The organism is Samsonia erythrinae, assembly GCF_004342665.1.
Taxonomy (GTDB): domain Bacteria; phylum Pseudomonadota; class Gammaproteobacteria; order Enterobacterales; family Enterobacteriaceae; genus Samsonia; species Samsonia erythrinae.
Window position 1 is genome coordinate 638,664 of sequence record NZ_SMBY01000001.1, and the last position, 26,666, is coordinate 665,329.

At 57.5% G+C, this 26,666-nt stretch carries 22 protein-coding genes; 6 read left to right on the forward strand and 16 right to left on the reverse strand.

The features are described 5' to 3' along the window. Positions 1-48: 48 nt before the first annotated feature. The 4 genes from EDC54_RS02860 to EDC54_RS02875 all read right to left on the reverse strand — a co-directional run bounded on the left by EDC54_RS02860 (position 49) and on the right by EDC54_RS02875 (position 5,250). Positions 49-666, reverse strand: coding sequence for a heme acquisition protein HasA (locus EDC54_RS02860; RefSeq protein ID WP_132453007.1), 618 nt, complete (start codon positions 664-666; stop codon positions 49-51). 112 nt (positions 667-778) lie between these two features. Beyond that, positions 779-3,454 carry a TonB-dependent receptor gene (locus EDC54_RS02865; RefSeq protein WP_132453648.1) on the reverse strand — a complete coding sequence of 892 codons (2,676 nt, stop codon included), beginning with the start codon at positions 3,452-3,454 and terminating at the stop codon, positions 779-781. A 259-nt stretch (positions 3,455-3,713) separates the two neighbouring features. Next, positions 3,714-4,661, reverse strand: a complete 948-nt coding sequence (locus EDC54_RS02870) for a FecR family protein (RefSeq protein ID WP_132453009.1) — start codon at positions 4,659-4,661, stop codon at positions 3,714-3,716. Between the two features lie 82 nt (positions 4,662-4,743). Next, positions 4,744-5,250: an RNA polymerase sigma factor gene (locus EDC54_RS02875; RefSeq protein ID WP_132453011.1), complete on the reverse strand. Its 507-nt coding sequence runs from the start codon at positions 5,248-5,250 to the stop codon at positions 4,744-4,746. 275 nt (positions 5,251-5,525) lie between these two features. Between EDC54_RS02875 and EDC54_RS17840 the strand changes: the two genes are divergently transcribed. The 5 genes from EDC54_RS17840 (at position 5,526) to proP (ending at position 10,637) form a co-directional block, all read left to right on the forward strand. Further along, positions 5,526-5,696 carry a hypothetical protein gene (locus tag EDC54_RS17840; protein ID WP_165904252.1) on the forward strand — a complete coding sequence of 57 codons (171 nt, stop codon included), beginning with the start codon at positions 5,526-5,528 and terminating at the stop codon, positions 5,694-5,696. Positions 5,697-5,813: 117 nt separating this feature from the next. Continuing rightward, positions 5,814-7,238 (forward strand): aminobutyraldehyde dehydrogenase, encoded by a 1,425-nt coding sequence (patD, locus tag EDC54_RS02880; protein ID WP_132453013.1) that lies wholly within the window; start codon positions 5,814-5,816, stop codon positions 7,236-7,238. 334 nt (positions 7,239-7,572) lie between these two features. Then, positions 7,573-8,934, forward strand: coding sequence for a putrescine aminotransferase (ygjG, locus tag EDC54_RS02885; protein ID WP_380895377.1), 1,362 nt, complete (start codon positions 7,573-7,575; stop codon positions 8,932-8,934). Then, entirely contained in the window at positions 8,931-9,083 is a 153-nt protein-coding gene (locus EDC54_RS17845) for a hypothetical protein (RefSeq protein ID WP_165904253.1), read from the forward strand. Before ygjG ends, EDC54_RS17845 begins: the two co-directional genes overlap by 4 nt. Positions 9,084-9,134: 51 nt before the next feature. Further along, positions 9,135-10,637, forward strand: a complete 1,503-nt coding sequence (gene proP / locus EDC54_RS02890; protein ID WP_132453017.1) for a glycine betaine/L-proline transporter ProP — start codon at positions 9,135-9,137, stop codon at positions 10,635-10,637. Between the two features lie 99 nt (positions 10,638-10,736). Here the strand turns inward: proP and EDC54_RS02895 are convergent, their stop codons facing one another. The 10 genes from EDC54_RS02895 to EDC54_RS02940 form a co-directional block, all read right to left on the reverse strand. Next, a complete protein-coding gene (locus tag EDC54_RS02895; RefSeq protein ID WP_132453019.1) occupies positions 10,737-10,976 on the reverse strand; it encodes a hypothetical protein in 240 nt (79 codons plus the stop codon). Between the two features lie 104 nt (positions 10,977-11,080). Then, complete coding sequence (locus EDC54_RS02900) at positions 11,081-12,541, reverse strand: AMP nucleosidase (RefSeq protein ID WP_132453021.1); 1,461 nt, start codon at positions 12,539-12,541, stop codon at positions 11,081-11,083. A gap of 108 nt (positions 12,542-12,649) precedes the next feature. Beyond that, the gene (locus EDC54_RS02905; RefSeq protein ID WP_132453023.1) at positions 12,650-14,428 is read right to left on the reverse strand and encodes an ABC transporter permease subunit; all 1,779 of its coding nucleotides are present in this window, start codon (positions 14,426-14,428) and stop codon (positions 12,650-12,652) included. 54 nt (positions 14,429-14,482) lie between these two features. Then, a complete protein-coding gene (locus EDC54_RS02910; RefSeq protein ID WP_132453025.1) occupies positions 14,483-15,994 on the reverse strand; it encodes an ABC transporter substrate-binding protein in 1,512 nt (503 codons plus the stop codon). Positions 15,995-16,008: 14 nt separating this feature from the next. Continuing rightward, positions 16,009-17,256 (reverse strand): MDR family MFS transporter, encoded by a 1,248-nt coding sequence (locus tag EDC54_RS02915; protein ID WP_132453027.1) that lies wholly within the window; start codon positions 17,254-17,256, stop codon positions 16,009-16,011. An 88-nt stretch (positions 17,257-17,344) separates the two neighbouring features. Continuing rightward, entirely contained in the window at positions 17,345-18,181 is an 837-nt protein-coding gene (locus tag EDC54_RS02920; RefSeq protein ID WP_132453029.1) for an ABC transporter ATP-binding protein, read from the reverse strand. Beyond that, positions 18,178-18,987: an ATP-binding cassette domain-containing protein gene (locus EDC54_RS02925; RefSeq protein ID WP_196238436.1), complete on the reverse strand. Its 810-nt coding sequence runs from the start codon at positions 18,985-18,987 to the stop codon at positions 18,178-18,180. The genes EDC54_RS02920 and EDC54_RS02925 overlap by 4 nt, the downstream gene beginning before the upstream one ends. Positions 18,988-19,236: 249 nt before the next feature. After that, positions 19,237-21,030 carry an aryl-sulfate sulfotransferase gene (locus tag EDC54_RS02930; RefSeq protein WP_132453031.1) on the reverse strand — a complete coding sequence of 598 codons (1,794 nt, stop codon included), beginning with the start codon at positions 21,028-21,030 and terminating at the stop codon, positions 19,237-19,239. A gap of 16 nt (positions 21,031-21,046) precedes the next feature. Then, entirely contained in the window at positions 21,047-21,856 is an 810-nt protein-coding gene (locus EDC54_RS02935; RefSeq protein WP_132453033.1) for an ABC transporter ATP-binding protein, read from the reverse strand. Next, a complete protein-coding gene (locus EDC54_RS02940) occupies positions 21,853-23,430 on the reverse strand; it encodes an ABC transporter permease (protein WP_132453035.1) in 1,578 nt (525 codons plus the stop codon). Before EDC54_RS02940 ends, EDC54_RS02935 begins: the two co-directional genes overlap by 4 nt. Positions 23,431-23,706: 276 nt before the next feature. Between EDC54_RS02940 and EDC54_RS02945 the strand changes: the two genes are divergently transcribed. After that, positions 23,707-24,834 (forward strand): ABC transporter substrate-binding protein, encoded by a 1,128-nt coding sequence (locus EDC54_RS02945; protein ID WP_165904267.1) that lies wholly within the window; start codon positions 23,707-23,709, stop codon positions 24,832-24,834. A gap of 11 nt (positions 24,835-24,845) precedes the next feature. On the opposite strand, the gene EDC54_RS02950 is transcribed toward EDC54_RS02945, so the two are convergent. Continuing rightward, positions 24,846-25,784, reverse strand: a complete 939-nt coding sequence (locus EDC54_RS02950; RefSeq protein WP_132453039.1) for a LysR family transcriptional regulator — start codon at positions 25,782-25,784, stop codon at positions 24,846-24,848. A gap of 147 nt (positions 25,785-25,931) precedes the next feature. Next, positions 25,932-26,663, reverse strand: coding sequence for a CDP-diacylglycerol diphosphatase (locus EDC54_RS02955; protein ID WP_132453041.1), 732 nt, complete (start codon positions 26,661-26,663; stop codon positions 25,932-25,934). Positions 26,664-26,666 lie beyond the last annotated feature (3 nt).

Genomic DNA, 26,666 nt, shown 5'->3' on the forward strand with positions numbered 1-26,666 from the left:
GACGGTGTTCACTCAAACGGCTAAAAGCGTCATCTTTTGGCCGTTTTCTTATGCCGCCAGCAGATCGGCCGTTTCGGCGACGCCAACCACGTCAACCACGGGATCGGCAGAAAGCGCAGCATCGGAGGTCGCTGTTGCGAAGCTCAGGCTATCCAGGCTGGCGTTAATATCGATACCCGCGTTAGTCAGCGCATCCAGCAGCGGCTGAACCTGACCGCTCATCAGGCCGTAAATCACGTCATGAACGACACCGCGATCGCTAACGGTCAGGTTGGCAACGTCCGTGGAGAGATCCAGTCCGCTGAAGGTGACTTCCGGCTCAGCAAGAGAGTACGTGGTGCCCGCGGTGGTACCACCTTGCAGGACGTTCCCGAAGGACAGGCTGTCCAGATCGCCGTACAGCGTGTGGGCTGGAGGCGTGAAGAGGCTGTAGGTCAGATCGCCGCCGGCAATGAGCGCGGAGAAATCGTTCTGCGTACTCGTGATCGCATATTGAGTACCGTCTATAAAGGTATCGCCGCCGTAAAAGCCCCCGGTATTATTGCCACCGACTTGGGTATTACCTGCGGTATGGTTAACGTCACCAAACGCTGCCGACCATTCAGTCAGGTAGCTGGTAATGCTGTAATTGGCATAGTAGGCATCGTAGGTAATTGCAAAACTCATAATAGATTCCTCATTAACTAACGATCTACAGTCACGGTCATCCGTGTCTGTCGTGAAAGAGGATGAGCCATCCCCTTTGTTTTCCTGCCTCCCGCGTGGGGAAACAGAGAAATTAGAATCGGTACTCCACGCCAGCCTGCACCGTTCTTCCCCGGCTTGGCGTGTAACCCAGTGATTCGCCATAGCTCACGATGTACGTACGGTTAGCGATATTCTCGACGGAGCCGCGTACCGTCAGGCTGTCGGTCAGACGATAGCTGGCGTACAGATCGTAAACTTCATATTTGGGCCAGTCGGCTAAATAGGCGGAGTTGGCTGGTGCGGCAGCGTCCTGATAGCCGGGAGCGAAGCGCATCGTGACGCCCATATCCAGCTTGCGATCGAAGATGCGTGTCCCCAGCGTGACGGAACCGCGGTCGCCCGGCAGATAGGCCGCGTTGCTGAGTAACAGCGTTTTCTGGCAAGTGAAATCACTGGCCGTGGTATCGACAGGCGTAGAGTAGTAGTTTCTTCTGGTGCCGCCGACGGTCGTGACGCCGCCCATCCAGGCCATTGGCGCACAGAAATCGTTATTGCCGATCATGTGGGTGTAGGTGGCATCGACATACAGAAAGCCCGCGTCGTAATTAAGCTGGTATTCCATGCCGCGGAAACGGCTCTTTGTCAGGTTGTTTTGGAACACGGAATTGCTGAGGGAATAGCCGTTATAGCCCGGCTTAGTGCGCGCGCCGTTCAGGCTGATGTAGTTGTTTATCCGAGTGTCGAAGTAGGACACCTTGCTGACCAGCCTGTCGCCATCGACGAGCAGGTCGGGCTGCTGAATATTGAACCCGACTTCCCAGGCGCGGGAACGCTCCGGCTTAAGGTTGGGGTTTGGATAGAGGTAATAGTTACCTGCGCTGTAGGTGCCGTTGGCAAAGGTTTCGCTGACAGATGGCGGCCGCCAGGACAGACCATAGCTGGTGAACAGCTGTAGCCATTCAACGCCGGGGCGGACGCCCGCAAACAAGGTGGGGGAAAGTTTGCCGTGTTCGTCATCGACATTCCAATCCTGCGTGGTGGTGACAGCAGGGCAGCGTAAGATTGAGTTTTCCCGACAAGGGTTGGCTACAGTATAGGGAATTTCCCGATAGCTGATACTGGTGGTGCCGCGTAACCGGTAGCGATCGTAACGCAGGCCGCCTTGCAGCGTTACCCATTCGTCGTAGGCGTAATTCAGGTTCGCGAACAGGCTGGCCATCGCACGGTTCCCTTCCGGGGTGGCGTTACTGGCCGTGCTATTGGTGCTGTCCGTCGTGATCTTGTCGTAATAGAAATCCAGTCCGTAGTCGGCTTTCAGATCGTGCGCGCCTTGCTGCCACAGCGTAGAGGTATTCTGCGCTTGCGCGCCATAGGTGCGCAGTCGCGTGCTCTCCTGATAGGCGCTGTTATTAGAAGTAGCATAGTTGTCGGTGTCGTTATTGGTATCGGCGTAATAAATCTTGGCCTTAAAATCCAGCCAGCGCTGATCGTCCGGCTTCAGGCTGTAATCCAGCGCAGTACTGCGTGCCATAATCTCGCTGTGTCCGCTGGCTTTCCAACCCAGTTCGGTATTGGAAAGATTGGACAACGTCCCTGCGTTTTCAGAAGAGGTTTGCGTTTGCATATAGCTGAGCTGGAAGCGCTGATTGGCAGGCAGATTCCAGCCGACTTTCGCCAGTCGCGAGCGCATGGTGTAGGCCGCACTGGTCACTTTCTGATGCTTTAAGTTATTCGCCCACTCATCGTAATTAGTTGAATTTCCGGGAATACGGATATTACCGAGGTTGCCATCATTTCCCGGCCAGTAGTCGCCCAGATGACGCTCGCTGGCACCGACCAGAATATCGCCGCGTTCGTTACCCAGCGCGAGCACGCCGCTGCCGATAAAATGCGTGCCGTTGTCGCCCGTGCTGGCGTGCAATTTTCCGCCTAGCTCTTTACCCGGCGCCAGAAAATCGTGGGCGCTAACGGTGTTAAACGTGGCGACACCGCCCAGCGTACCTGCGCTGCCCATCACGTTTGTCGCGCCTTTTTCAATGGTTGCGCCGGAGAGCAGCTCCGAATCGATATACATCTGACCGTTACGCTGACCGTAGCCAGTTTTTTGAAAATTCTGCCGCACGCCGTCGATGTTCATATTCACGCGGCCAAAATCCTGTATGCCGCGAATGTTCACCGACAGCGAAGGATCCTGCTGGCTGACGCTGGAGTAAACGCCAGCGGATTGTTCCAGCAGGTCGGCGGCATGGCGGGAAGGGCGGTTATCCATCTGCTCGCGTGAAATAACGCTGATTGCGCGCGGCTGTTCGTAGATCCAGTCACCGGGATTGGCGACGGTAAAGGCGCGTACCGTGATCACATCGTCTATTTTGGCCGTATCGACGTTGGTTGAACGAGGGCGCAGGGTAATGACGCCGTTGCTGCCGATCTGGAAATCGACTGGGTTAGTGCCGATCATCCTGCGTAGCCCCTGCTCTGGTGTGAAGCGCCCCTGGAGGGAGGTGGCCTGCATATTTTCCAGTTTGACGTCCGCAAAAAAGACCTGTAACCCCGCCTGTTCAGCGAAACGCAGCAGCGCGCTGCTTAACGGCTGCGAGTTGATGGAGAAGACGACGCCCTGACGAACGGGGCCCTGAACGTTGACGGGCGGTGTCTCTGCTTGTGCCTCCTCATGGACGCCGCACAGCGAGAGCGCGATGCCGACGGCAAGAAAAAGGGGGGTAGGTTGTAATAAGCGGGTGTTCTGCTGTGATGTTATTTTAAACATTTTGCCCAGTCTGCCGTCTGCGATGTCATCAATAAGCATGAATAAACAAAGGGATAACCAATCCATTTCCCCTTAATGAAAATGATAATAAAAATCATTACCCAATTATAAAGACGGCTGAGATGACAGAACCCGTAAAAAATAGTTAAAAATTTTTCGCCGACGCATTGCGGTTTGTGAACGTTAGAGGGGCTGATAAAAAATGGTCACGCCTGAGCAAGCCGTCAGGCGTGGGAAAGAGAACGTGAAAAGAAAGCGGTTAGTACAGGATTGTGACGCCCGGCAGCGATATCACTTTCGCCCCCAGCTCGGCGCTCATGGTTTGCAGGGCGCTATCCAGCGCGTGCAGCGAAAAAATGCCGCTGACCCGGCGTTGGCGCAGCGCTGAACTGGGGATGACGATCGTGTCGGAACGGTAACGATTGAGACGGGCGATGACGACAGCCAGCGGCTGTTGATGAAACACCAACAGGCCGCGTCGCCAGTCGTCGTGCTCGCGACGCTTCCATCCGGGGACGCGCGTTATCCCCTGTTCGCTATAGCGTGCGGCCTGCTCTTCATCAAGCCGCAGCGTTTTCCCTCCGGCCGTGACTTCAACGCGGTGCTCCAGCACGCCAACGGTGGTTAGCGGCGACGAATTTTGCACAATAAATTGCGTGCCCAGCGCCCGCGTGGTTCCTGAGGCCGCGTCAACCAGAAAGGGGCGCGTTTCCCGTGGGTTCGTCGGCGTGACGGTAAACCAGACTGTACCTTGCAACAGCTTGACCCGTCGTTCATACGGCGTATAGGCGAGCGTAATGGCACTGCCGGCATCCATATCGACCTGGCTACCGTCCGGGAGCGTGACGTGTTTGACCTGATGCCCGGCGCGATAATCCGAGCGCAGCATGAGAAGCGCGTCTGAAATCCACGCCGTGCCGATGGTGACGGCCAGTAGCAGTATGGCCGCGATTTTCCATTGTGTGGCCCGATGAACATGGGGGGTTAAGCGCTGACGTAACGGTAGCAACACCTGTTGCTGTTCGGTATTCAGCGATCCCAGACTGTGCCAAAGCATCCCCGCTTGTTCCAGCGCGTGATGATGGCGGGGATCCTGCGCTAACCAATGCTGGAATGCCTGTTCCTGTTCCTCGTCCAACGGGGCTTCGGCCAGACGTACTGCCCATCGCGCCGCCTGCTGCCGGATGTCAGCGGGATAATCGTTCATGCTGTAGGCCTGATGTGATATAGGGGTTCTGAATATGTAGACGTCTGACAACAATAATCCCGTAAAAAAACTGTGATTATTTTCATGATAAGCGAATTGCCATCATGGTATGCAGGGCCAGAGCAAGGTGTTTCTCAACGGTGCTGAGCGAAATATCCAGCTGTCTTGCAATGTGCGCCTGAGTCATATGCTCGAAGCGGTGCAGACGAAATATCTGCTGTGTGCGTTCAGGCAGCGTCGCCAGTACGTCAGCCAGCCGCTCCAACTCCTGTCTGGCGATGGTCGTCCGATCTGGCTGTGCGGCCATATCCGGCAGCGCTTCCAGCGTCGTGGCCGCGTCGTCGGTTGCAGCCAGCTGCCAGCGGCGCTGATGGCGTACATAGTCGAGCAGCAGGTGATTGGCCGTTTTGTAGAGATACGCCTTTTTGTCTTCTACATCATCATCCTGTTCCAGCCGTTGCGCCAGGCGTAAAAAACTTTCTTGCACCAGATCCGCGGCGACATGAGGATCGCGCAGTTTATGATTGAGGTAGCGTTCTAACCGTTCTGCATAGTGGTTGAACAGCATTCTGAGCTCAGACTCTGACATGCCAACGTCCCGTCAGGTAACCTTCCCGCCGACGCAACGGCAGCAGACGCCTTTTTCTTGTCCACGGCGCCATCTTTAATACCGGGGCGGAACCGCCCGTTGACGTCGATGAGGTCAGGTCCTGAATAATAGATACGATGTAATTGATAATTATTATCACATAAAGCGAGCCGGAAAGAAGCGGTAAATCATCTTTACATGGGCGAGAAAGTGGCGAATTTTCGTCGTCGACTACACTTATCTTTGTCGGCTTATTTTCAATTTGAGGTAGAAAGATGACCACGCATGATGCACCAGATGACCCTAAAGCAGTAACCGTTAATGAAGGACTGGCGAAAGTTCATGAAGCGGCAGAGCAGTTGACGGAAGAAGAGGTTGAAGCATTGGCGGAAGAAGCCAGACAGGCCGCCACACAGACGCAGAAAGATCCGGGCAATAAACCCTAGCGAGATGCCGCCGTTGTGAGCCTTTCGGTTATCCACCATAAGTGGCAGGTTTTTTGCACAGACATTTTGCGGATATAGAGGAAAAACATCTCAGCTTTCTTTCTGTAAGGAAAATGTATGCATGACAAATTACTCATAGCGGGCAAGCTGGTTGCGGGGAACGGCGAAACGCTGGCGGTATTCAACCCTGCGACAGGCGCGTCCATCGCCACGATTGCCCAGGCCGATCTGCACCAGATTGATGCCGCCGTGCTCGCCGCGGAGTCGGCATTTGCACTCTGGGGGCAGACCTCGCCTAAAACGCGCGCAACGCTGCTGCTACAGATTGCCGAGGCGATTGAAGAAAACGCCGAAGCCTTTGCGCAGTTGGAGACGTTGAACTGCGGTAAGCCCTACCATGCGGTGTTGAATGATGAAATACCGGCCGTCGCGGATGTGTTTCGCTTTTTTGCCGGCGCGGCGCGCTGCCAGAACGGTCTGGCGGCGGGAGAGTATCTTGAGGGCCACACATCCATGATTCGGCGCGACCCGGTCGGCGTAGTTGCGGCCATCACGCCGTGGAATTATCCGCTGATGATGGCCGCGTGGAAACTGGCGCCTGCGCTGGCGGCAGGGAATTGCGTGGTATTAAAACCGGCTGAGCAAACCCCGTTGACCACGTTTTATCTGGCGCATTTGCTGGCGGAAATCCTGCCCGTTGGCGTGGTGAATATTTTGTTCGGGCGCGGCGCGGATATCGGCAATGCGTTGACGCAGCATGAGAAGGTCAACATGGTGTCGCTGACCGGCTCGATGGCGACCGCGACGCAGATCCTGACGAATACCGCCGTGAGCATCAAGCGAACGCACATGGAGTTGGGCGGCAAAGCGCCGGTTATTGTGTTCGATGACGCGGATATTCGTCAGGTGGTTGACGGTATTCGCAGTTTCGGTTTTTACAACGCGGGGCAGGATTGTACCGCCGCCTGTCGGCTGTATGTACAGCGAGCGATCTATGATGAGGTCGTTGAGGCATTAGGAAACGCCGTAGCGACGCTGAACATGGGCGATCCGCACGATGAGGCGACAGAGCTGGGACCGTTGATTACTGAAGCGCAGTTTGAACGTGTCATCGGCTTTGTCGATCGGGCCAAAGCGTTACCGCACATCACGGTCGTAACCGGGGGAGAAAGAGGAAATGGTCCGGGGTTCTACTTCCAGCCCACGGTGTTGGCGGGTGCGAAACAGGAAGATGAGATCGTACAAAAAGAGGTCTTTGGTCCGGTGATTTCCATCACGCCCTTCGACGATGAAAGTCAGGTGATTGGCTGGGCCAATAGCTCGCATTACGGGTTGGCGTCCTCCGTGTGGACGCGTGATATCGGGCGAGCGCATCGTCTGGCGGCGCGGCTCCAGTACGGATGTACCTGGGTGAATACCCACTTCATGTTGGTCAGCGAAATGCCGCACGGCGGGCAGAAACGCTCCGGCTATGGCAAGGATATGTCCATGTATGGGCTGGAAGATTATACCGTGGTTCGGCATATCATGATCCGTCACTGATCGGCGCGCAACAGGGGCGAGCAGCCAGTTCTATCCCGGCGCGTCCTAAAGGGTTCGCCGGGAGGGGAACTGGATGTTGGCGGGTTTCGTCAATGTTCATTCTGATTTTTGCTGTATTTTTGGAATATTTGTTTCTTATATTGTGTTATTATTGGTTTTTTATGTTGTTTTTGGCTTTGATTTATATTTTCATTTTTTATTGTCCTTTAGGGCGTGCGGCTGGCGTGTGATGTGCCTTAATTAAACTGGCATCATGTGATGTCAATGATCTAAGGAGTGAATTTTGTCCAGATCAAACGTACGCCTTAACCCGTTAGAGTGTGCTCAGCAGGCTCTGCATTGGATTCATCGCGACGCGTTAACGCAGGATGACATCGCGGCGCTGAATCAGGACGTGTTGGATTGTTTTCGTGAATACGTCAATCCCGGTTTTCTGGAGTACCGAAAATCGGTTACCACCGGGTGCGATTATGGCGCGGTCGAATGGTGCGCAAGCGGTCCGAATACATTAATTGATACGCAAGGGAATGAATACCTCGACTGTCTGGGAGGGTACGGTATTTTTAACGTTGGGCATCGCAACCCCAATGTGATTGCCGCTGTTGAACGTCAGTTAGGCAGACAACCGCTGCACAGCCAGGAACTGCTCGATCCGCTGCGGGGGATGTTGGCCAAAACGCTGGCGGCATTAACGCCGGGCGATCTGAAATACAGTTTCTTCAGTAACAGTGGCACGGAATCAGTGGAAGCGGCGTTGAAGCTGGCGAAGGCCTATCAGTCGCCGCGCGGTAAATCGACTTTTATCGCCGCGTCGGGCGCATTCCACGGAAAATCGCTGGGCGCGCTTTCCGCGACCGGCAAGTCAGCGTTTCGACGCCCTTTCATGCCGCTGTTGCCCGGCTTCTATCATGTTCCCTTTGGCGATATCAATACGTTGCGCAAGCAGGTTCAGCAATGCCAGAAGACCGGTGATGACGTTGCGGCCATCATCCTTGAACCGATTCAGGGAGAAGGCGGTGTCATCCTGCCACCGGAAGATTACTTGCCTGCGGTCAGAGCGTTATGCGATGAGGTTGGGGCATTGCTGATTCTGGATGAGGTTCAGACCGGTATGGGGCGCACGGGCAGGATGTTTGCCTGCGAGCACTATGGCGTACAGCCTGACATCCTGTGTCTGGCGAAGGCGTTGGGGGGCGGCGTGATGCCCATCGGCGCGACGGTCGCGACGGAAGAGGTGTTCTCCGTGCTGTTTGAAAACCCCTTTCTGCACACCACCACGTTCGGCGGTAATCCGCTGGCCTGTGCGGCGGCGCTGGCGACGGTCAATGAACTGTTGACGAAAAATCTGCCGGAACAGGCCGCGACGCAGGGGGCGTTTTTGTTGCAGGGGCTACAGCAACTGGCTTCCGAGTTCCCCCAGTTGATTATTGAAGCCCGGGGATTAGGGTTATTACAAGCGATTGAGTTCAGGAAAAACAAAATTGGCTATGCCTTCGCGAAGGCCTTGTTCCAGCGCCATGTTTTGGTCGCAGGGACGCTGAATAACGCCAAGTCAGTCAGAATTGAGCCGCCGCTGACCATCACACGTGAGCAATGCATCCGCGTGCTGAAAGAGGCGAAGGAAGCGCTTAAAGAACTCAGCGACGCGATGTCTGACGAAAATAACATGAAGGAATATGCAGCAGAGCGAAAATGAGACGGAAACAGGTTGTGCTCGATGAGTTTCGCTCGAAATCTGGTCAGCGGTCGCTGACTGGCTATTTTCCCTTTAGTCGTGTCGATCGTCATCGCGATTGCGATCAGGATGTCGCGTACCGTGCCCGATCCGGGCATTTCGATCCTTAAATGGTCGGCATTCGATCGTCGATATGGGGTTTATTAAGCAAAGGAAACAGGATGAGATTAAAAAAGAAACCAATTAAGCCGATGAAAATTCAGGATATTACCATTATTGATAATTCCCGGTTGAAGAAGGCGATTACCGCGGCTGCGTTAGGCAACGCCATGGAGTGGTTTGATTTCGGCGTGTATGGGTTTTTGGCCTATGCGCTTGGACAAGTTTTCTTTCCCGGCGCCGATCCGGGCGTACAGATGATCGCTGCGCTGGCAACGTTCTCGGTTCCCTTTCTGGTTCGACCATTAGGTGGGATATTTTTTGGCGCGATGGGCGATAAGTTTGGTCGCCAGAAAGTGCTATCGGTCACCATTATTATCATGGCGGTAAGTACATTCTGTATCGGCCTGATACCTTCCTATGAGACGATCGGGATTTGGGCGCCGATATTATTGCTGTTGGCAAAACTGGCCCAGGGCTTCTCCGTGGGCGGGGAGTATACCGGCGCGGCCGTTTTTGTCGCCGAATATTCGCCGGACAGGAAGCGCGGCTTTTTAGGCAGTTGGCTGGATTTCGGATCCATCGCCGGGTTTGTCATGGGCGCGGGGGTCGTGGTCCTGATTTCTTCCATCGTGGGAGAAGAAAATTTTCTGGCGTGGGGCTGGCGTATTCCCTTCTTTATTGCCGCGCCGCTTGGGTTGATTGGGATCTATTTGCGCCACGCGCTGGAAGAGACGCCCACGTTCCAGCAGCATGTCGACAATATCGATAACGAATCGAAAGGCAGCATCCAGTCTCCGCCGAAGATCTCCCTGCGCGAGATCGTGACGAAACAGTGGAAAGGTTTACTGGTTTGCATCGGAATGGTGATTACCACTAACGTCACTTACTACATGCTGTTGACCTATATGCCGAGTTATCTCTCGCATAGCCTGCATTACTCGGAAGATCACGGGGTGATGATCATCATTGCCGTCATGATTGGCATGTTGTTTGTGCAGCCGGTCATGGGACTGATGAGCGACCGTTACGGACGCAGGCCGTTTATCATTTGCGGCAGTATCGGGCTGTTATTGTTATCGGTACCCAGCTTTATGTTAATCAACAGCGGTGTGATCGGGCTGATTTTCTGCGGGTTATTGATATTGGCTGTCTTGCTCAATTCGTTCACCGGCGTGATGGCCTCAACGCTGCCTGCGCTGTTTCCCACTCATATCCGTTACAGCGCATTGGCGACGTCCTTTAACGTTTCCGTGCTGGTGGCGGGCTTTACGCCGACGTTAGCGGCGTGGCTGGTGGAGTCTACCAGCAATCTGTATATGCCGGCATATTACCTGATGGTGATTGGTATGCTGGGGTTGATCACCGGGATGTCGATGCGGGAAACCGCCAACCAACCGCTGAAAGGCGCCACGCCGGCGGCATCCGATCGGGCGGAAGCCAAAGAGCTTTTGCAGGAACAATACGACAATATCGAGCAGAAAATAGAAGATATTGATGAACAGATTGCCGATCTGGAGAAGAAAAGAAAACGTCTCACCGATCAGCATCCTGAAATTAATTAGCCCCTTCTGAACGGTAAAAAATGCCCGTCAGTGACTAACTGACGGGCATAACTTTGCGCGGCGCTGACGCCGGCATTGGCGACACCCAAACAGGTGCGATTAACGCCCTATCAGCCGCAACTGTGCACAGAATGGGCAATTGCAGCCGTTAATGGACGTCGCTTCACACTGGCCGGGATGAATCGTTTGCAGCCCCATCGGCGTAAAACCGACAAAAATACGCTTAGCCTCACCGGCATCGCGCAATCCGCCATCATTAGGCTGCGTTATTTTAGCCTGAAAGGCAGATGCTTGCGCCGCGACCAGAGAAAGACACAACACGGACAGACTTTTTTTCATCGGACGTCTCCAACGTGAAATTCGTTCCGTTATAACATAACAAACTGCGGCGCACACGTGCCGGCGACCGCACAGATGCAGCCGCCTTTCCGGGGGGTAGGCCGTCAACGAAACGGGGGCTCGTTAAAGGTACGCAGCTTGCGCGAATGCAGCTTATCTCTTTCCGCCTGGAGCAGGTCGATCGCACAAATACCGATCTGTAAATGCTCCGAAATCGCCCCTTCGTAAAAGCGGTTAGCCTGTCCCGGCAGCTTGATTTCGCCGTGCAAGGGTTTATCCGAGACGCACAGCAGCGTGCCGTAAGGCACCCGGAAGCGATAACCCTGCGCGGCGATCGTCGCGCTCTCCATATCGACCGCAACGGCGCGACTGAGGTTAAACCGTAGTGCGGAAGCCGCATAGCGTAATTCCCAGTTGCGGTCATCGGTCGTGACAACGGTGCCGGTACGCAGGCGCTGTTTAACGGCTTCCCCCGGCATGCCGCTGACCATTTTGGTGGCGTCGTACAGCGCACGCTGCACTTCCGCGATGCTGGGGATCGGGATATCCGGCGGTAGAACGGCATCCAGTACGTGATCGTCGCGCAGGTAAGCGTGCGCCAGCACATAATCGCCGATGGACTGGCTTTCGCGCAGGCCGCCGCAGTGGCCGATCATCAGCCAGGCATGCGGACGCATGACCGCGAGGTGATCGCAGATGGTCTTGGCGTTGGAGGGGCCGACGCCGATATTGACCAGCGTAATCCCCTTGCCGTGACGCGGGATCAGATGGTAGGCGGGCATTTGATGATTTTTCCAGGCCAAATCGGAGACCGTCTGTTCGGGATTGGGCGTGTCGGCGGTGATATAAATACCGCCCGCACAGGAGAGCGCCTCATAGGGGCTGTCCGGGTCGGCAATCTGTGCGCAGGACCAGCGCACGAACTCGTCCACATAGCGGGTGTAGTTGGTAAAAAGAATGTAGGGCTGAATGTGTTCCACGGGCGTGCCGGTATAGTGGCGCAGACGCGCCAGCGAAAAATCGGTACGCAGTGCGTCAAAGTGCGACAGCGGCGATATGCCCGCGGCGTTAAACAAACCGTCTGCGGTTTCGTCCCCAATCTGCGACAGCTCTGTCGTTGGGAAATGTTTGGCGATACCCGCGCTCATCGAACGGTCAAGAATCAGGTCGGAACCGTCCAGAACATAGGGGAACGGAATTTCCTGCTGAGAGGGGATAACGTCGATATTGACGTCATAATCCGCGTCCAACAACGTCAACTGTTCTACCAGATAAGCGCGCAGAAAAGCCGGGCGCGTAACGGTCGTGGTATAACGGCCGGGGTGGGTAAAACGTCCATAGGCGCGGTGGCGCGGGTGTCCGGTCAAATCACCGTTCCAGCTTACGCATAACGCCGGGTAGGCAAATAATCCGGCCTTACGCGCATTGGCATCCGGCAGCGTGCCGTGGCGGATAAACGCCTCAATGGCGTCGCGCAGGGCGGTGACGGCGTTACCATACAGCGTTTCCAGCTTATCCAGCGCCTGAGTGATGTTGAGGCTGACGTGGGATTCACTGCTATGCATATTGTCTCCTTATTGACGCTCGGCTCCCTGGCTGAGGTTAGCTAACAGCGTAACTGAAGATGCACAGGCCCGCCATCATGAAATCCGGCGGGGCAGCAGTTATGGCGGCTAATGCCGGTGGCGGCCGGAAAGGTTCGCTGCGCTGACGGCCAGTACCGACAGTACGCCGAGAGCAACCGCAGGCGCCAGTACGCCCCAGAACGCGCGTTCGATGTACGGCATACCTTCCGCCAGCACGCGTCCCCATTCCGGCGTCGGCGGTGATGCCCCCAGACCTAAAAAGCCAAGCGACGCCAACGCCAGCGCGATACCCGGCAGCCGTAGCATCGCGTGACGGAAAAGCGGACCAAGCAGCGCCGGCAGAACATAGAACAGGCTGCGGCGCATCGGACCCACGCCGAGCATCGGCAGCATTCGGATGTAAGGACGTGCGTTGATTTCCGCGACCAGCGCCGCGGTGTGGGCAGCCAGCGGCGCCCAACTGACGGCAATAACGGCAATCGCCGCGCCTGTCGCTGTGGGGCCGTTGACGGCGGCAACCAGCAGCCCGGCAATCACCGCCGGCAAGGCGTTAGCCACCTCGATGGGGCCGGTTAACAGGCGGGGAAACAGGCCGACACACAGGCCGATTATCAGGCAGGCCAGTGAAACGCCCAGCGCCAATAGACAGGTGTATAACGTACCGTGTGCGACGCGCGCCAGCAAATCACGCCCCATTGCGTCCGCCCCAAAGGGCAGGAAAAAGGAGGGCGGTTGCAGACGCAGAAATGCCGACGTGTAGGGATCGCGCGGTAATCCCGTCAGCAGCAGTATCGCCAGCAGCAGCACACAAACAACGGGCAGCCAGACGGCATGACGGGACACCGGGCTGGACTGTTCTTCCGGCACCGGCATGGCGCCGCTACGTAAGGCGCGCCCCAGAATCAGTAGCCGCACGCCGCTGGCCGCCATGCCGGCCAGCGAGGCGATGAGCAACAGGATCAACACGCCGACCTGCAAGGCGGGCAGGTCCTGTGCGGCGGCGGCGCCCAGCGTTGCCCGTCCCAGACCGGGGATCGCGAAGACTTTTTCGACGGCGATGGCGCCGCCGGTCAGCGAGACCAACACCAGCCCGACCAACGGCATCACGCTGGGCAGCGTGCGTTTCAGCACGGCCAGCGCGAGATGGCGTCGGCTCACGCCTGCGACGCTCCAGGTAGTCAGCCAGTTTTCACTAAAGGTGGCGGATAACGCATCGGCAATAATCCGGCCAAGGTAGCCACCTGCCGGGATGCCAAGCGCCAGCGAGGGCAACACCGCGTAATGCAGCCCTTGCCAGCCGTAGGGAGGGAACCATCGTAGCCAGACGGCGCCGACAATCAGCAAAAACGACGCCAGCAGAAATTCGGGCAGCGCGGTAAACAGGGCGGCGAACAGCCCGCCTGAACGATGAACCTGACCGCGCAACCCGTGCCAGAATGTCGCCGCACAAAGTAATGCCGCCAGCGTGAACGCCACCAGCGCTGAAGAAGCCATCAGCGTGAGCGAGACGCCTGCCGCCTCTAACATACCGGGAAGAACCGGTCGGCCCGAGACCCAGGAGTTGCCCGCATCGCCGTGCAGCAGACCGGTCAGCCAGTTCCACAGCAGGCGTAGCGGTCCCTGATCCAATCCGAGAGCATGACGAATCGCATTCAGCGTTTCCGCCGTCGCTTCCTGTTCGCCGGAGCGGGCGCGCAGCAATGCCAGCGCCGGATCCTGACCGGATAGCCACGGCAGCATGCCAATCAGCACCACGATGCCCGCCAGCGTCAGCAGCCGCGAAAACAGCGGGATCAGTACGCCGTATCGCAGGCGCTGTGTCTGGTTGACGGTCGCGCAGGTGCGGCAATATAGCGATTCGCTCATAAACTCTAACTCTTTATTCTTTTCGGTTGCGGATCCGTTGGCATCGGTTGCCTGTTATTTCACATCGGCGGCAATATGTGTGGCCGCGTTAATCAGCGTGCGCTCTCGCGGGTCGCGTAAGGCGCCTCTGACCTGCGCGTTTTCGCCTTGAATGACGCGTTCATGCAGCATGGGGATCGCCGCGTCGCTGGCGAGGATCAGGTTTTCTGCCCGCATAATGGCCTGACGGCGTGCTTCTCCGGCCGGGATCGTGGCCGCTTTTTGCAGCGCCTCATCGATTTCCGGTCGGCACAGTTGAGCGATATTGAACGATCCTTCGCAGGCAAAGTCGCTGTACAGATAAGCGACCGGATCGCCGGAATCCAGCACGGTAGCGCGCGATAAAATAAAGGCGTCAAATTTCCCCTCCAGCGCGTCGGACTCGATCTGGGCGTATTCGCGCACGACCTGCTTGACATTGAATCCGGCGGCGGTGAGCTGTTGCGCCAGATAAACCGCGACCTCAGGCAGTTCGGCGCGATCGCTGAAGGTGGCCAGCGTGATGGTCGCCCCCGCCGGCGTCCCGGCCTTGACCGGGGTCGCGACCGGCTGGCGCAGTTCCGCCGCCCAGGGTAGCGCAGGGCCTAACAGCCCCTGTGCGATATCGGCGCGCTTCTCATATACGTTATCCACTAACTGCTGACGGTTGATGGCATCACGCACGGCTGCACGCATGGTGGGGTCTTGCATCACGCCATGACGCGTATTCAGGTACAGCGTGTTGGTGCGCGGCATGGGGACTTCATGCACCAGTGATTGATCCAGCAGCGGCGCCTGAGAAACCGGAATAGCTTCGACAATATCTGCTGTTCCGGTACGCAAGGCGGCAGCGCGCGCCGCGCCGTCGGACACAAAGCTGGCGTCGATGCCGCTGGCCTGGGCTTTTTCACCCCAGTAGCCGTCGAATCTGTCTAATGCTGCGCTGCTGGTGCCGTTAACGCTACGCAGAACGAAGGGGCCGCTGCCGGTGTTAACCGGGTTGACGACGCCATTTTTACCGTAGGCCTGAGTCGAGAGGATGGCCAGTTGCGGGCTGGATAAACGCTGTGGCAGCAGCGGATCCGCTTTGGCGGTGGAGACAATCACTGCGTTATCGCCATCGGCTGTTACCGTCAATTGCACGCCGTCCAGAATGCGGGGTTTGGGAGACGCGGTCGCGGCCACGGTGAGCGAATTGACCACGGTGGCGGCGTTTAACGTGGTGTTATCGTGAAAATGGACGTTCGGACGCAGTTCAAAACGCCAGGATTTGTCATCGATCGGTTGCCATTTTGCCGCCAGCGCCGGTTGGGCTTCGCCGAGTTTATCCAGCACCACCAGCGTTTCCGCCGTACTCCAGCGCGACAGTTTAAAGGCGTCATCGCTCAGCGGCGTCAGGCCGGAACGCGGCGGCTGAAGCATCGCCAGTTTGATTCGACCGTCATGATGCGAGGTATTTTTTTCCTCCGGCTCATTAAAGCAGCCAGACAGCAACAGCGTGGCTGAGAGCAGGCCGAAAACGGGCCACGGGGTGTTACGCATATTCATCACTCTGTCCTTATTTATGATTTATGGTCTAAAGCGGATTTAAACGGGCGGCAAATGACCAGCATCGCCAGCGAGCTGCACAGCGGTACGGCGGCGAGCAGCACCCAGGGAATGGCGGCCTGCGGGGATGGCGTCAGCGCGCGATCGAGCTGGCTGCCGAGCACAAAGTTGCCCACCAGCACGGCGATGCCGCCCATTGATGCCAGCGCACCATAGTGCGCTCCCAGATTCTGGTTGTTGGCGAAACGAGGAATGAGGTCCATACCTACGGGCACAATCAGCATCTGGCCCAGCGTCAGCAGCGTGATCAATGAGATGGCTGGCAGCAAACGCAGCCAGCCTTCAGGCGGCGCGGCGGAGGCAAACAGCGCGACGCTCAGAAAGGAGGCGGCCAGCAGGGCGAAACCCAGCGGCAGCATACGCGCAGCGCCAATCCGACGGGCGAAACGCGCCAGCGGAAGCTGCAAACCGATCACCAGCAGCGAGGCGAGCACGAACAGCGGCCCCAAATCTTTTTCGCTGCTGCCGGAACGGTGCAGTTCAACCGGCAGCGCCAGATAAAGCTGGTTATAGCTAAACAGATAAGCGCTGTAGGCGATGATAAACGCGACAAAGCGCCGCTGGCGAAAGGTTTCCCACCAGGGGGCGATGTGCAATTCGCCCTGATTTCGCGGCGTAGGCGGCAGGCTGAAAAACAGCACGATGAGCGCGATGGTGAAAACGCCTGCGCCAGCTAACGCCACGCGCTGGAAACCGTAGCCAGCTAATACGGATCCCAGTAACGGCCCCAGTACCGCGCCCAGTTCACCGCAAATCGCAAACAGGGCGAACCATTCTGAGCGGCTACGTTTGCCCTCTTTCTCACTTTGCGTGCCGGCCTGCGCCATCAGCGCCTCAATCGCGGGAGAGAACAGCGCGCCGCCGACGCCGGTCAGGCAGGCGCCGAGAATAATGGGCCACAGCGTATCGCCCAACGCCAGCAGGAGATAACCGCTGATGCGCACGAGACAGCCGCACAGAATGATCACACGCGCACCAAAGCGATCGGCCAGCGCCCCGCCGATCAGAAACATCCCCTGTTGAGAAAAGGTGCGCAAACCGATCACCAGCCCGATAGCCCAGCCGGAAAGCAGCATGTCGTCACGCAGGAAAATGGCCAGAAACGGCACGACGGCATAAAAGCCAATGTTGAAAACCAACTGGCTGCCCAGAAGCAAGGGCGGATAGGGCCGCGGAGAGCGGCTGGCGATAAGGTCAGACATTCAATGATCCGTTATAGAAAAAGCCCGGTTATGGGAAAACATTCTGAATAAAGCGGCATTTTATTGTAAAAAAGACGTGTTCAGCGAGCTAATAACGATGAACCGCCAACGCGGGCACGGCCTCCAACAGACGGGAAGTGTGCGCCTGTTGGGGGGAGGCCAGTATCTCCGCCGTCGGACGATCTTCAATGATGCGCCCCTCATCCATCACCAACATTCGGTCGCACAGCCCCGCAAGCAGGGAAATATCGTGCGAGACCATCAGTAGTCCCATCTCATTTTGCTGGGTGACCTGTTGTAACAGGGCTTTGATCTGTTCGCGCAGCGGCAAATCCAGCCCGCTGACGGGTTCATCCGCCAGTAAAAAATCAGGACGAATAATCAGCGCCCGCGCCAGCGCGACACGCTGTGCTTGTCCGCCGGAGAGCTGACCGGCAACCTTGTCCAGCAGCGTTGTGCTGAGTTCGACTTGTTCCATCACTTCGTACAGGCGCGAAGAGACATGTTTATCTGAACGACGGTAATCGTCCGGCCGTAGACGTTTCAGAGGCTCAAGGAGAAGATCGGCGACGCGCTGGCGGGGGGCAAGCGACCCCGCCGGATCCTGCGGAATATACTGAACGCGACGGCGATACCAGAGCAGTGAACGCACTGAACCGGGTTTAATCAGGTTGCCATCGCAATACACGGCGCCGCGCTGAGGCGCCTCCAGCGCCAGCAGCGTTTTCAGCAACGTGGATTTGCCGCAGCCGGAAGCGCCAACCAGCCCGACACGTTCGTGGCGTCCCAGATGCAGCGACAGGTCGTGAAAAATTGCGCCGGCGGGATCGGTTTTTTGCCACGGCAAACGCGGCGTCTGGCGATAGCGGCTGACGTGTTCAAGGCTTAAAAACGGTGCAGGCACCGCATGCAGGCGATGGCTCATCCGACAAGCGCTCCGGCAACGTTTGAGGATAAGACGTGATCGGCACGGCGAGCGGCGGCGACCAGACTGCGGGTATACGGTTGCTGTGGCGCATTCAGCAATTGCAGCATGCTGCCGGACTCGACGATCCGACCATTTTCCATGACCAGACCGCGCTGGCACAGTTGGGCGGCGACGGCGATATCATGTGTAATAAACAGCAGGGCAGGCGACGTCGGCTGCGCGCTGCGCGCCTGTAATACCTGCAAGACCTGCTGCTGGGTCATGACATCCAGCGCCGTGGTGGGTTCGTCCGCCACCAGCAGGCGCGTCTTGCCGAGCAGTGCAAGCGTAATACAAATGCGCTGGCGCTGACCGCCGGACAGTTCGGCAGGATAGCGTTGCAACAGGTTGGGAATATCATCCAGGTTCATGGCGGCCAGCAGCGCGGAAAGTTCACTACGGGACGCGGTTTTCAGCACCAGCGACAGCTGCTTTCCTAATGGCATAAGGGGATTAAGCGCGGTTGCCGAGTCCTGAAAAACCGCGGATACCCGACAGGACTGCGGACGCGCCAGCGCGTTTAACCCACCCATCTCTTCGCCATTGATCCGGATGCTGCCGCTAAGCTGACACCCCGCCGGCGGGGTGCCGATGACCGCTTTAGCCGTCAGTGATTTACCGGAACCGGACGCGCCGATCAGACAAACACGTTCGCCCGCGGACAGCGTAAAGCTGATATCGCTGACTTTGGTTTCCCCTCCCAGAGACAGGCTAAGGTTCTCCACCTGAAGAATGGTATCTGTGTGTTTGTTCCTGCTGAGCATGATGGGCATATTACGGTGATGTAAATCGATATGTAATAACATAACAAATTGCATTGATGTGATGCAAAGGAAATGTGATTCAGCACGTGTAAATAAGGCGCGGAGACGCTGTCTGAGTTGGCGGCTTCAATATTCATTCGATGAATCAGGAAGCGGTGCCAGTTCCAGCATATCTCGCGTGCGCGCAAGGAAAGTGCGAAATGAAAGAAGCAAAGCGATCTCACGGGAAGCGAGATCGCTAGGGGGTGGTTAGGCTTGCTGTTCGGTCAGCCATTGGCGCAGGCGTTCGGGCGCCTGAGAGCCGCTCAGGCGAGCCTGCTCTTCGCCATTGACGATCCATATCAGTGTCGGGAGCGTTTTTACCGCCAGTTTCTCCGCCAGCGCAATGTGACGATCGGCGTCCAGATAATGGCCCGGCAAGTGGCGATATTCCTCGTTATCCAGAATCGATTCCAACTGGCGGTAGAGGCTTTTGCAGTGGACGCAGCGCTCCGCGCCGACCAGCAGCAACTGCGAGCCGGTGAGTGCCGCCCGTTCGGGCCAGTCGTCGGCGGTGAGCAGAGTAAAGCGCTCACGGTTGACGGCAAAGAGCTTCGGGCTGCGCTTGAGATCTTCGCTGTCGGTCGCGACGCACAGGGCATCGCCGCTCTTTTTGTAGGGGCGTGTGCCCTCAATTCTAACCACGCTCGCAAACCCGGGGGCTGCGGCGCCGGGCTGACGTAGCCGGGTGTTGTCGGGGGCGATCACCGGCGTTTCCTGTGGGCGAGGTAGCTGCGGCACCCATTCGTAGGGCACGCGGTAGGCGCGATACAGCATGTTGGTGTTCACCGTTTTGCCCCAGTAGGGGGAGATAAACTCCCAGACGATCTCGTGATCGACGGTGACTTCAAACAGTCGACCATTGGCTCCCTCGTTAATCAGCGTATTGCCGTTCGGCAGGCGTTGGATATTGCTGATGTACGGACTGTAAAACCGGAAGGCGTCGGTCGGATGCGGGATGCCCGCTTCGTAGGGCGAATAGCGCCAGACGATATCCAGCGTCACCGGGTTGATTTCCAGTACGCGGGAATAATCGCGCCAGGCGTTTTTTACCCCGTCGGGTGAAGCCGGATTCGGCGCGCCGTAGCCGGCCCAGCCGCCGTTATCAAACACCAGAATATTGCCCGCGCCCGGCAGGCCCGCCGGGATCATATGCGCGTGGTGCTGGCCGATAATCCAGCCGATATGTTTGAGCTCGGGCGTATTGTAATTGGGACCAAGCTGCCAGACGATCTTGCCGCTCTGTTTGTCGATGATGGCGATAATATTGGATTCGCGGGCGTCCCAGATGATGTTATCCGGATGGAAACGGGTATCGCCCTGATCGAACCACGGATTGGGGCCAAGCGCCGACATGGAATTGATATGCATCCAGTCGCCCATTCCGCCGCCGCTCTTGCGCAGGTTGGGATTGTGATACAAGGCGGTTTTGGCGGCATCATCAAAGCCCAGTTCGTCAAAATGGTCGCTGCAACGCCATTCCCATAAGATATTGCCCTGCCAGTCCACCTCGATGATGGTGTCGTCGAGCAGCCGTTTGTCGCTGATGCGTTCGTTATGCAGGTTAGTGTGCGCCAGCAATAGCGTGTTACCGCCAATCGACTGCGGTTCCTGACCCGGCGCGTAATAGCCGACCGGATTTCCGCTGCGCTGGTAGTCATGGTGGACGCGCGCCATCCATTCGGGCGGAAGGTCGGGATCGGTAATGTGTTCATAGCCGTTGAATTTCCAGACGACGTTGCCGTTCCAGTCGACCTGAATCAGGTCGACCATATCCTGCATGCCGTAGCGCGGGTCGCGTTCGCCGCTGTGTCCGAGGATGTAGCCGCCGGGCAGGATTTTGTTGGGAAAACCGTGCAGGCCTTCCCACAGACGCAGTTCGGTGCCGTTCATATCCACCAGCACCGCGCCGCGCTCCAGCGCCTGAAAGACGGTGTAGCCGCCCCAGGCTTTTTCCGGGTTGTAAATCGTCGTGCCGGTCGGGTAGACGGAAGGGTGTCCCATAATGGTGCTCCAGTATTTACGAGTTCAGAGAAGAGATCGCAGCCGCCGTATCGGCAGGCTGCGTCAGCAGTGCAAGCAGGTCGCTGCACTGCTGGTGGAAGGCCTGACTGTCGCGCTGGCGCGGATGCGGCAGCGAAATGGTCGCAATCTGCCGGATACGGCCAGGTCGTGGCGCCAGTACCACTACACGGTCGGCGAGGTACACCGCTTCCTCGACGTCGTGAGTCACCAGCAGCGTGGTGGTGCCTTCCGCCTGATGAATACGCCGCAACTCCTGTTGCATCTGCTGGCGGGTCAGGGCGTCCAGCGCGCCAAACGGTTCATCCAGCATCAGGATGCGGGGATTGGCGACGAGACCACGCGCGATGGCGACGCGCTGCGCCATGCCGCCGGAAAGCTGGGCGGGCAGCGCGTCGGCAAAATCCTGTAAATGCACGAGCTGAATGAAGTGGTCGATCAGGCGTTGGCGCGCTTTGGCGTCGATGGCTTCATTCGCCAGCCCGAGCGCGATGTTTTGCCGGACGCTCAGCCACGGAAACAGGCGCGGTTCCTGAAACACCATGCCGCGCTCACGTCCGATGCCGCGCACGGTTTTTCCTTCTACCAGCACGCGTCCCTGATAGTCATTGTCTAATCCCACCAGCATACGCAGCAGCGTGGATTTGCCGCAGCCGCTGCTGCCGACAATCGCCACCAGTTCGCCGCTGTGGATCGACAGTGAGAAATCCTCAATCACCGTCAGCGTTCCGCCCTGTACGCGAAACTGTTTACGCAGATGGTCGAACTGCACCACCGGCGGTGACACATCAAAAGAAGGGGACATCATGCAATTTCTCCTGCGAAACGCCAGCGCGTCATCCGCTGTTCCAGCGCGGATCCGATACGGTCGAGCACCGCGCCCGTTAATCCAATCAATAGCATGCCGCTGATAATCAGGGGCATATCCAGTAGCTGTTGGGCATTGATCATCAGGCTGCCGATCCCGGCGCCGGACGACATGAAATACTCTGCGCCGATGGTGCCGAGCCAGGCGTAAATCAGCGACAGGCGTAACCCCGCGAAGATCGCGGGGGCCGCCCCCGGCAAAATCAGCACCCGCAGACGGGTCGCGAGACGGAGTTGCAACACCAGTGCGACTTCCTGTAAGGCCGATGAGCGCTGGCGAATCCCGCGATGGCTGGCTACCAGCATGGGAAAGAAGGAGGCCAGCGCGACAAAGGTGATTTTTCCAGCTTCATCGTTACCGACCCAGGCGGTCAGCAGCGGCAGCCAGGCAAACAGCGCGATCTGGCGCAGCGCCGCAATGGTGGGTGTGAAGAGGGCGTCGCTGGTGGCGTTCAAGCCCAACAGAACACCACACAGCAGACCGGCGAGAATGCCGCAGGCTGCGCCGGCCAGCGCACGGCTCAGGCTGGCCTGCATCGCGTCGGTGAGCGAGCCGTCGCGCAGGCCTTGTAACAGCATGTGCCATACGTCGGTGGGCGGAGGAAGCAGTAACGGATCGATCCAACCGAAGCGGCTGGCCTGTTGCCATAACAGCAGAAGCAGAAAGGGGAAAACCAGCGCCGATAAGCGGCGGGACGGCGCGGTGGTTAACCGGCTGAGCGGCGGGTGTGGCCAGTAGACCAGATGGCGCTCCAGTTGGTTAATCAACCACTCCATTGCCAGCCCCGCCAGCCCGATGACGGCGATACAGACGAACACGATGTCTAACTGAAACAGCTGACGTCCCCACACCAGCAGGTAGCCGATACCCTGAGACGACGCGAGCAGCTCAACCACGATCAGCGATACCCACGCCTGCGAGAGCGCCAGCCGTAAACCGGTTAGCCAGGTGGGGAGGGCGGCGGGCAAGGTTAATTTGATGAGGCGCTGATGCCACGGCAAGCGCAGGGTGCGGGCGACTTCCTGTAGCGCGTGCGGCACATTACGCACGCCCGTTTGCGTGTGCAGCGTGACCGGGATGATCACGGCCTTGATGATGACGGCCAGTTTCAGGCCGTCATCAATACCGAACAGCACCATAAACAGCGGGATCCATCCCAGCGTCGGGATCTGTGCCAGCGCATACACCGTCGGATGCAGCAGATGTTCGGCGCGGCGTGACGCCCCCACGAGCGCGCCGAGCAGCGTTCCTGCGAGTAAACCCGCCAGCAGGCCGCTGGCTAACCGTTGCAGGCTGATGAAAAGCTGCGGCAGGAGATCGTTGTGCCAAAGCTCGACGGCGGTACTGCCCACCGCATCGGGAGAAGGGAGTATCTGGGCGGGCATCCAGCCGTAGTGGGTGCTGATGTACCACAGCGCCAGCAGCGCGAACGGCACCACAAGCGGATAGGCCAGCGCTATCGGCAGCGAAGGCCAGACGAACACGGTCTTTTTCATCAGTATCGACTTATTCATTTTTTTTCACTGCGGCATCATGTTTCGATGAATAAGTAATAAAAAACAGGTTTGCGCGCCGAAGGCCAATGCAATAAAGCGATAGTCGCCGTGCAATAAATGCATATGTGCAGCCGGAACGCGCCAGCACTGATTTATGCTTTTTTCCGCTGAGCAAACCTGTAAATGTTATTTAAGCCTGACGCCGACGGTTCGTTAGTTTTCATGCAGATGAAACGGATTACTGAGGAAAACCGTATGCGACACCCGTTACTCCGATTGAAAACCGATCCGTCAATGACGCTTCCATCAATACCGCGACCGCGTGCGTGCCGCTGGCGACAGGGAATGAACCGGCTTGTGAATGTTGCGCTGTTGCTGAGCGCTGCGCTAATGACATTGAGCGTTCAGGCTAACGATGCCGCGCCGCAGGATGTGCCGAAGCCAACGACGATCCGTATTGGATTGCCGGACCAAAGCGCGGGCAGTAAACCCTTTATTCGCGGGCCGTTGGGGTTGGCGCATATTCGCCAGCAACTGGAGAAGGAATTTGAGCCGCAGGGCATCAAGATTCAGTGGTCGTTTTTTAAAGGCGCGGGACCGGCGGTCAATGAGGCGCTGGCGAACAAGCAGCTGGATGTGGTGTATCTGGGCGATCTGGCCGCCATTATTGGCCGTGCGGGGGGGCTGTCGACGCGGGTGCTGGTGGGATCGCGCGGCTCTGATTCTTATCTGGCGGCGACACCGGAATCAGGCATTCAACGTATTGAAGATTTACGCGGTAAGCGGGTTGCGGTCTACAAAGGGACGGCCGATCAGCTGTCGTTCGAGCGTGCGATTAAAAGCGTCGGGCTGAGCGAGCGAGATATGCGGACGATCAATCTGGACTGGACGGCGAGTAAAGCCGCGCTGGCCGCCAAGCGCGTGGATGCGGTGTGGGGCGGCGTTTCTCTGCTGGCGTTGCGTAAACAGGGCATCAATATCGTCACCACCAGCCGGGCGCTGGGCTGGGGGAATACCACGCAGGCGGCGGTGCTGGCGACGCAGGATTTTATCGATCGTTATCCGGGCACCACGCAACAACTGGTGAATGTGCTGGTGGACAATGCACAGTGGATCGGCGATGCGCAGCACCTGCCCGAATACACGGCGCTGATGTCGGAACAGAGTCAGATCCCACAGGCAATTTTTCAGGAAGAGCTGAAAGCGCAAGATCTTCCCTTCCAAAGCTCGCCGCGTCTCGATCCGTTTCTGCTCAGCAGCTTGCAGGACAGCGTCGAGCGGGCGAAAGCCGCGGGTCTGATCCGTAACACATTCTCCGTCAGCGACTGGTTCGCCGGTCAGTTTGTCGACCGGGCGCTGACCGCCAAAGGGCTGGGATCGCACTGGTTGGTCTATGACGCCAGCGGCAATCCGACGAAGTAATAAAAAGACGCTCACAAGGTCGACAGGGCCGGATCCGGTGAGCGCAGCTTGTCCTGCGCCAGTAGGGTTTCGATCATCAGTTCGGCCAGCGGCGGCAGCGTTTTCTGCAAGCAGGTCACAATGCCGAAGCGGGTTTGCATGTTTCCCCATTCCGGCGGTGTTCCCGCCAGCGGAATTTCCACCAGTTGATGGCTTAGTCGTCCCAGCGCGAAGCCATCCTCGCTGGCGAAGCTGATAGCCTGCGTATGGCGCAGGATGCTGAAAACGGAATAGATATGGTCACACTGAATCTGCGGGCGGTAATCAGGCTGGCGCGTTAAGGCGGCCAGCACCTTGCGCATTCCGACGGGCATAAACGGGGAGGCAAGCGGAAAGCGCAGAAGATCGTCCGGCGTCACCGTTTCCTGTTGTGCCAACGGGTGAGAAGAATGGCAGATAAAAAAGCAGCGCTGCTGGCTTAAGGGTTGGACGTGGAGGTGGGTTTCCATTTCGGCCTGCCAGGTATCGGCAACGATAAAAGGCCACGCGTCGGCCATCAGGCGTTCACGCAGGGATTGCCAGTTATCCACGCTGTAGGTGACGCTGGCGCGCGGGCGGAGAACATGGAAATGCGCGACCGCCTTGGGGATCAACGAGGCAGAAGGCGCCGGGCCGCAGCCAAAGGTCAGTTCACCTTCCTGCGCTTCGCTGAGTTGCCGCATGTCGGTCATCAATTCCCAGGAGAGTTCCTGCATACGCCGCGCAAACGGCAGCAGCGTGTTGCCCTGATACGTCAGCGCAAAGCGCCGGCTCTGGCGATCGATGAGCGGATGCCCCATCGCATGTTCCAGCGCCTGAATACTGCGGCTGAATGCCGATTGCGACAGACAGACGGCTTCCGCGGCCTGTACAAAACTCCCATGTTCGGCCAGAGCAAGAAAATTGCGTAATTGCCGTAAATCCAGATGCATGTTGCAGTGACCTACCGTATCGATTTTCCTCACTTTTTAGGCGGAGGCAGGGAGGCAATGCAATGAACAAAAATTCATAAGTTATAGCAAATTGTTTGCTATAGGCCTTCGGTCCGTTGAGTCTGCTCACTCTGGCGCGATCGGCGGCTATTTCGCCAGCGCACAGGAAAAATCCTGAATTTCTTCCACGGAGCCGAGGCTCATATTGAAAACGTCAAGACTGCTGGCGAGCAGCACCTTTTCACCCGTAGGCGTGGAAACCATGGCAAGGCCGTATTTGCCGATCGATTCATTCCGCTGCTGGGCGTAGCGATCTAAGATTTTGAACGGATCGCTTTGCGTCAGCGCGTTCGGCGTGAGCGTTTTTGCCAGATAGACATGCCCGTTAATTTTCACCGGCAGGGTTTTCCAGTCGTCAGAAAGTGCCGGAAACTGTTGGTTCAGCGTGTGATAAATCGCCGGGCGCAGGCAGGCAATGTGGATATGCAGCTGGTTTTGCGTACGGCCATAGCGTGAGTTGATCGCCAGCGCAATATAATCATCTCTGATCGGTTTGCCCGCTTCGCGTGAAAGATGGCCGCGCCTGTCCCACGCCTGCATGAAGAAATTGGGCGTGTTTTGCTGTAAGAGTTCAGGACTCTCGATACCGCTGATCTTATCGGTTGGGATTAACAGGTCGTGATAAGGGCCATTTCTGTCATCAAAAAGCGCGTAACCGTCGGCCAGATTGACTTCCAGACAGGGGGCGGGATGACCGTTGCGTTGTTGGTTAGGCACGCACTGTTCGCTGACGATCTTCCATAGCGCATTGCTGTTCCCACGGCCAAACATCCACCAGCCAAAGGCCGCGATCGCCGCCAGCAATAACACTGCGCCGATTGC

Coding starts and splice junctions, on each gene's coding strand:
- EDC54_RS02875 (WP_132453011.1), bottom strand. CDS start 5,250: ATGTCAGAGTCTGAGCTCAGAATGCTGTTCAACCACTATGCAGAACGG.
- EDC54_RS02895 (WP_132453019.1), bottom strand. CDS start 10,976: ATGAAAAAAAGTCTGTCCGTGTTGTGTCTTTCTCTGGTCGCGGCGCAA.
- EDC54_RS02900 (WP_132453021.1), bottom strand. CDS start 12,541: ATGCATAGCAGTGAATCCCACGTCAGCCTCAACATCACTCAGGCGCTG.
- EDC54_RS17845 (WP_165904253.1), top strand. CDS start 8,931: ATGAGACGGAAACAGGTTGTGCTCGATGAGTTTCGCTCGAAATCTGGT.
- EDC54_RS02940 (WP_132453035.1), bottom strand. CDS start 23,430: ATGAATAAGTCGATACTGATGAAAAAGACCGTGTTCGTCTGGCCTTCG.
- EDC54_RS02910 (WP_132453025.1), bottom strand. CDS start 15,994: ATGAATATGCGTAACACCCCGTGGCCCGTTTTCGGCCTGCTCTCAGCC.
- EDC54_RS02915 (WP_132453027.1), bottom strand. CDS start 17,256: ATGTCTGACCTTATCGCCAGCCGCTCTCCGCGGCCCTATCCGCCCTTG.
- EDC54_RS02945 (WP_165904267.1), top strand. CDS start 23,707: ATGACGCTTCCATCAATACCGCGACCGCGTGCGTGCCGCTGGCGACAG.
- EDC54_RS17840 (WP_165904252.1), top strand. CDS start 5,526: ATGACCACGCATGATGCACCAGATGACCCTAAAGCAGTAACCGTTAAT.
- EDC54_RS02865 (WP_132453648.1), bottom strand. CDS start 3,454: ATGTTTAAAATAACATCACAGCAGAACACCCGCTTATTACAACCTACC.
- EDC54_RS02920 (WP_132453029.1), bottom strand. CDS start 18,181: ATGAGCCATCGCCTGCATGCGGTGCCTGCACCGTTTTTAAGCCTTGAA.
- EDC54_RS02870 (WP_132453009.1), bottom strand. CDS start 4,661: ATGAACGATTATCCCGCTGACATCCGGCAGCAGGCGGCGCGATGGGCA.
- patD (WP_132453013.1), top strand. CDS start 5,814: ATGCATGACAAATTACTCATAGCGGGCAAGCTGGTTGCGGGGAACGGC.
- EDC54_RS02950 (WP_132453039.1), bottom strand. CDS start 25,784: ATGCATCTGGATTTACGGCAATTACGCAATTTTCTTGCTCTGGCCGAA.
- EDC54_RS02905 (WP_132453023.1), bottom strand. CDS start 14,428: ATGAGCGAATCGCTATATTGCCGCACCTGCGCGACCGTCAACCAGACA.
- proP (WP_132453017.1), top strand. CDS start 9,135: ATGAGATTAAAAAAGAAACCAATTAAGCCGATGAAAATTCAGGATATT.
- EDC54_RS02860 (WP_132453007.1), bottom strand. CDS start 666: ATGAGTTTTGCAATTACCTACGATGCCTACTATGCCAATTACAGCATT.
- EDC54_RS02925 (WP_196238436.1), bottom strand. CDS start 18,987: ATGCTCAGCAGGAACAAACACACAGATACCATTCTTCAGGTGGAGAAC.
- EDC54_RS02935 (WP_132453033.1), bottom strand. CDS start 21,856: ATGATGTCCCCTTCTTTTGATGTGTCACCGCCGGTGGTGCAGTTCGAC.
- EDC54_RS02930 (WP_132453031.1), bottom strand. CDS start 21,030: ATGGGACACCCTTCCGTCTACCCGACCGGCACGACGATTTACAACCCG.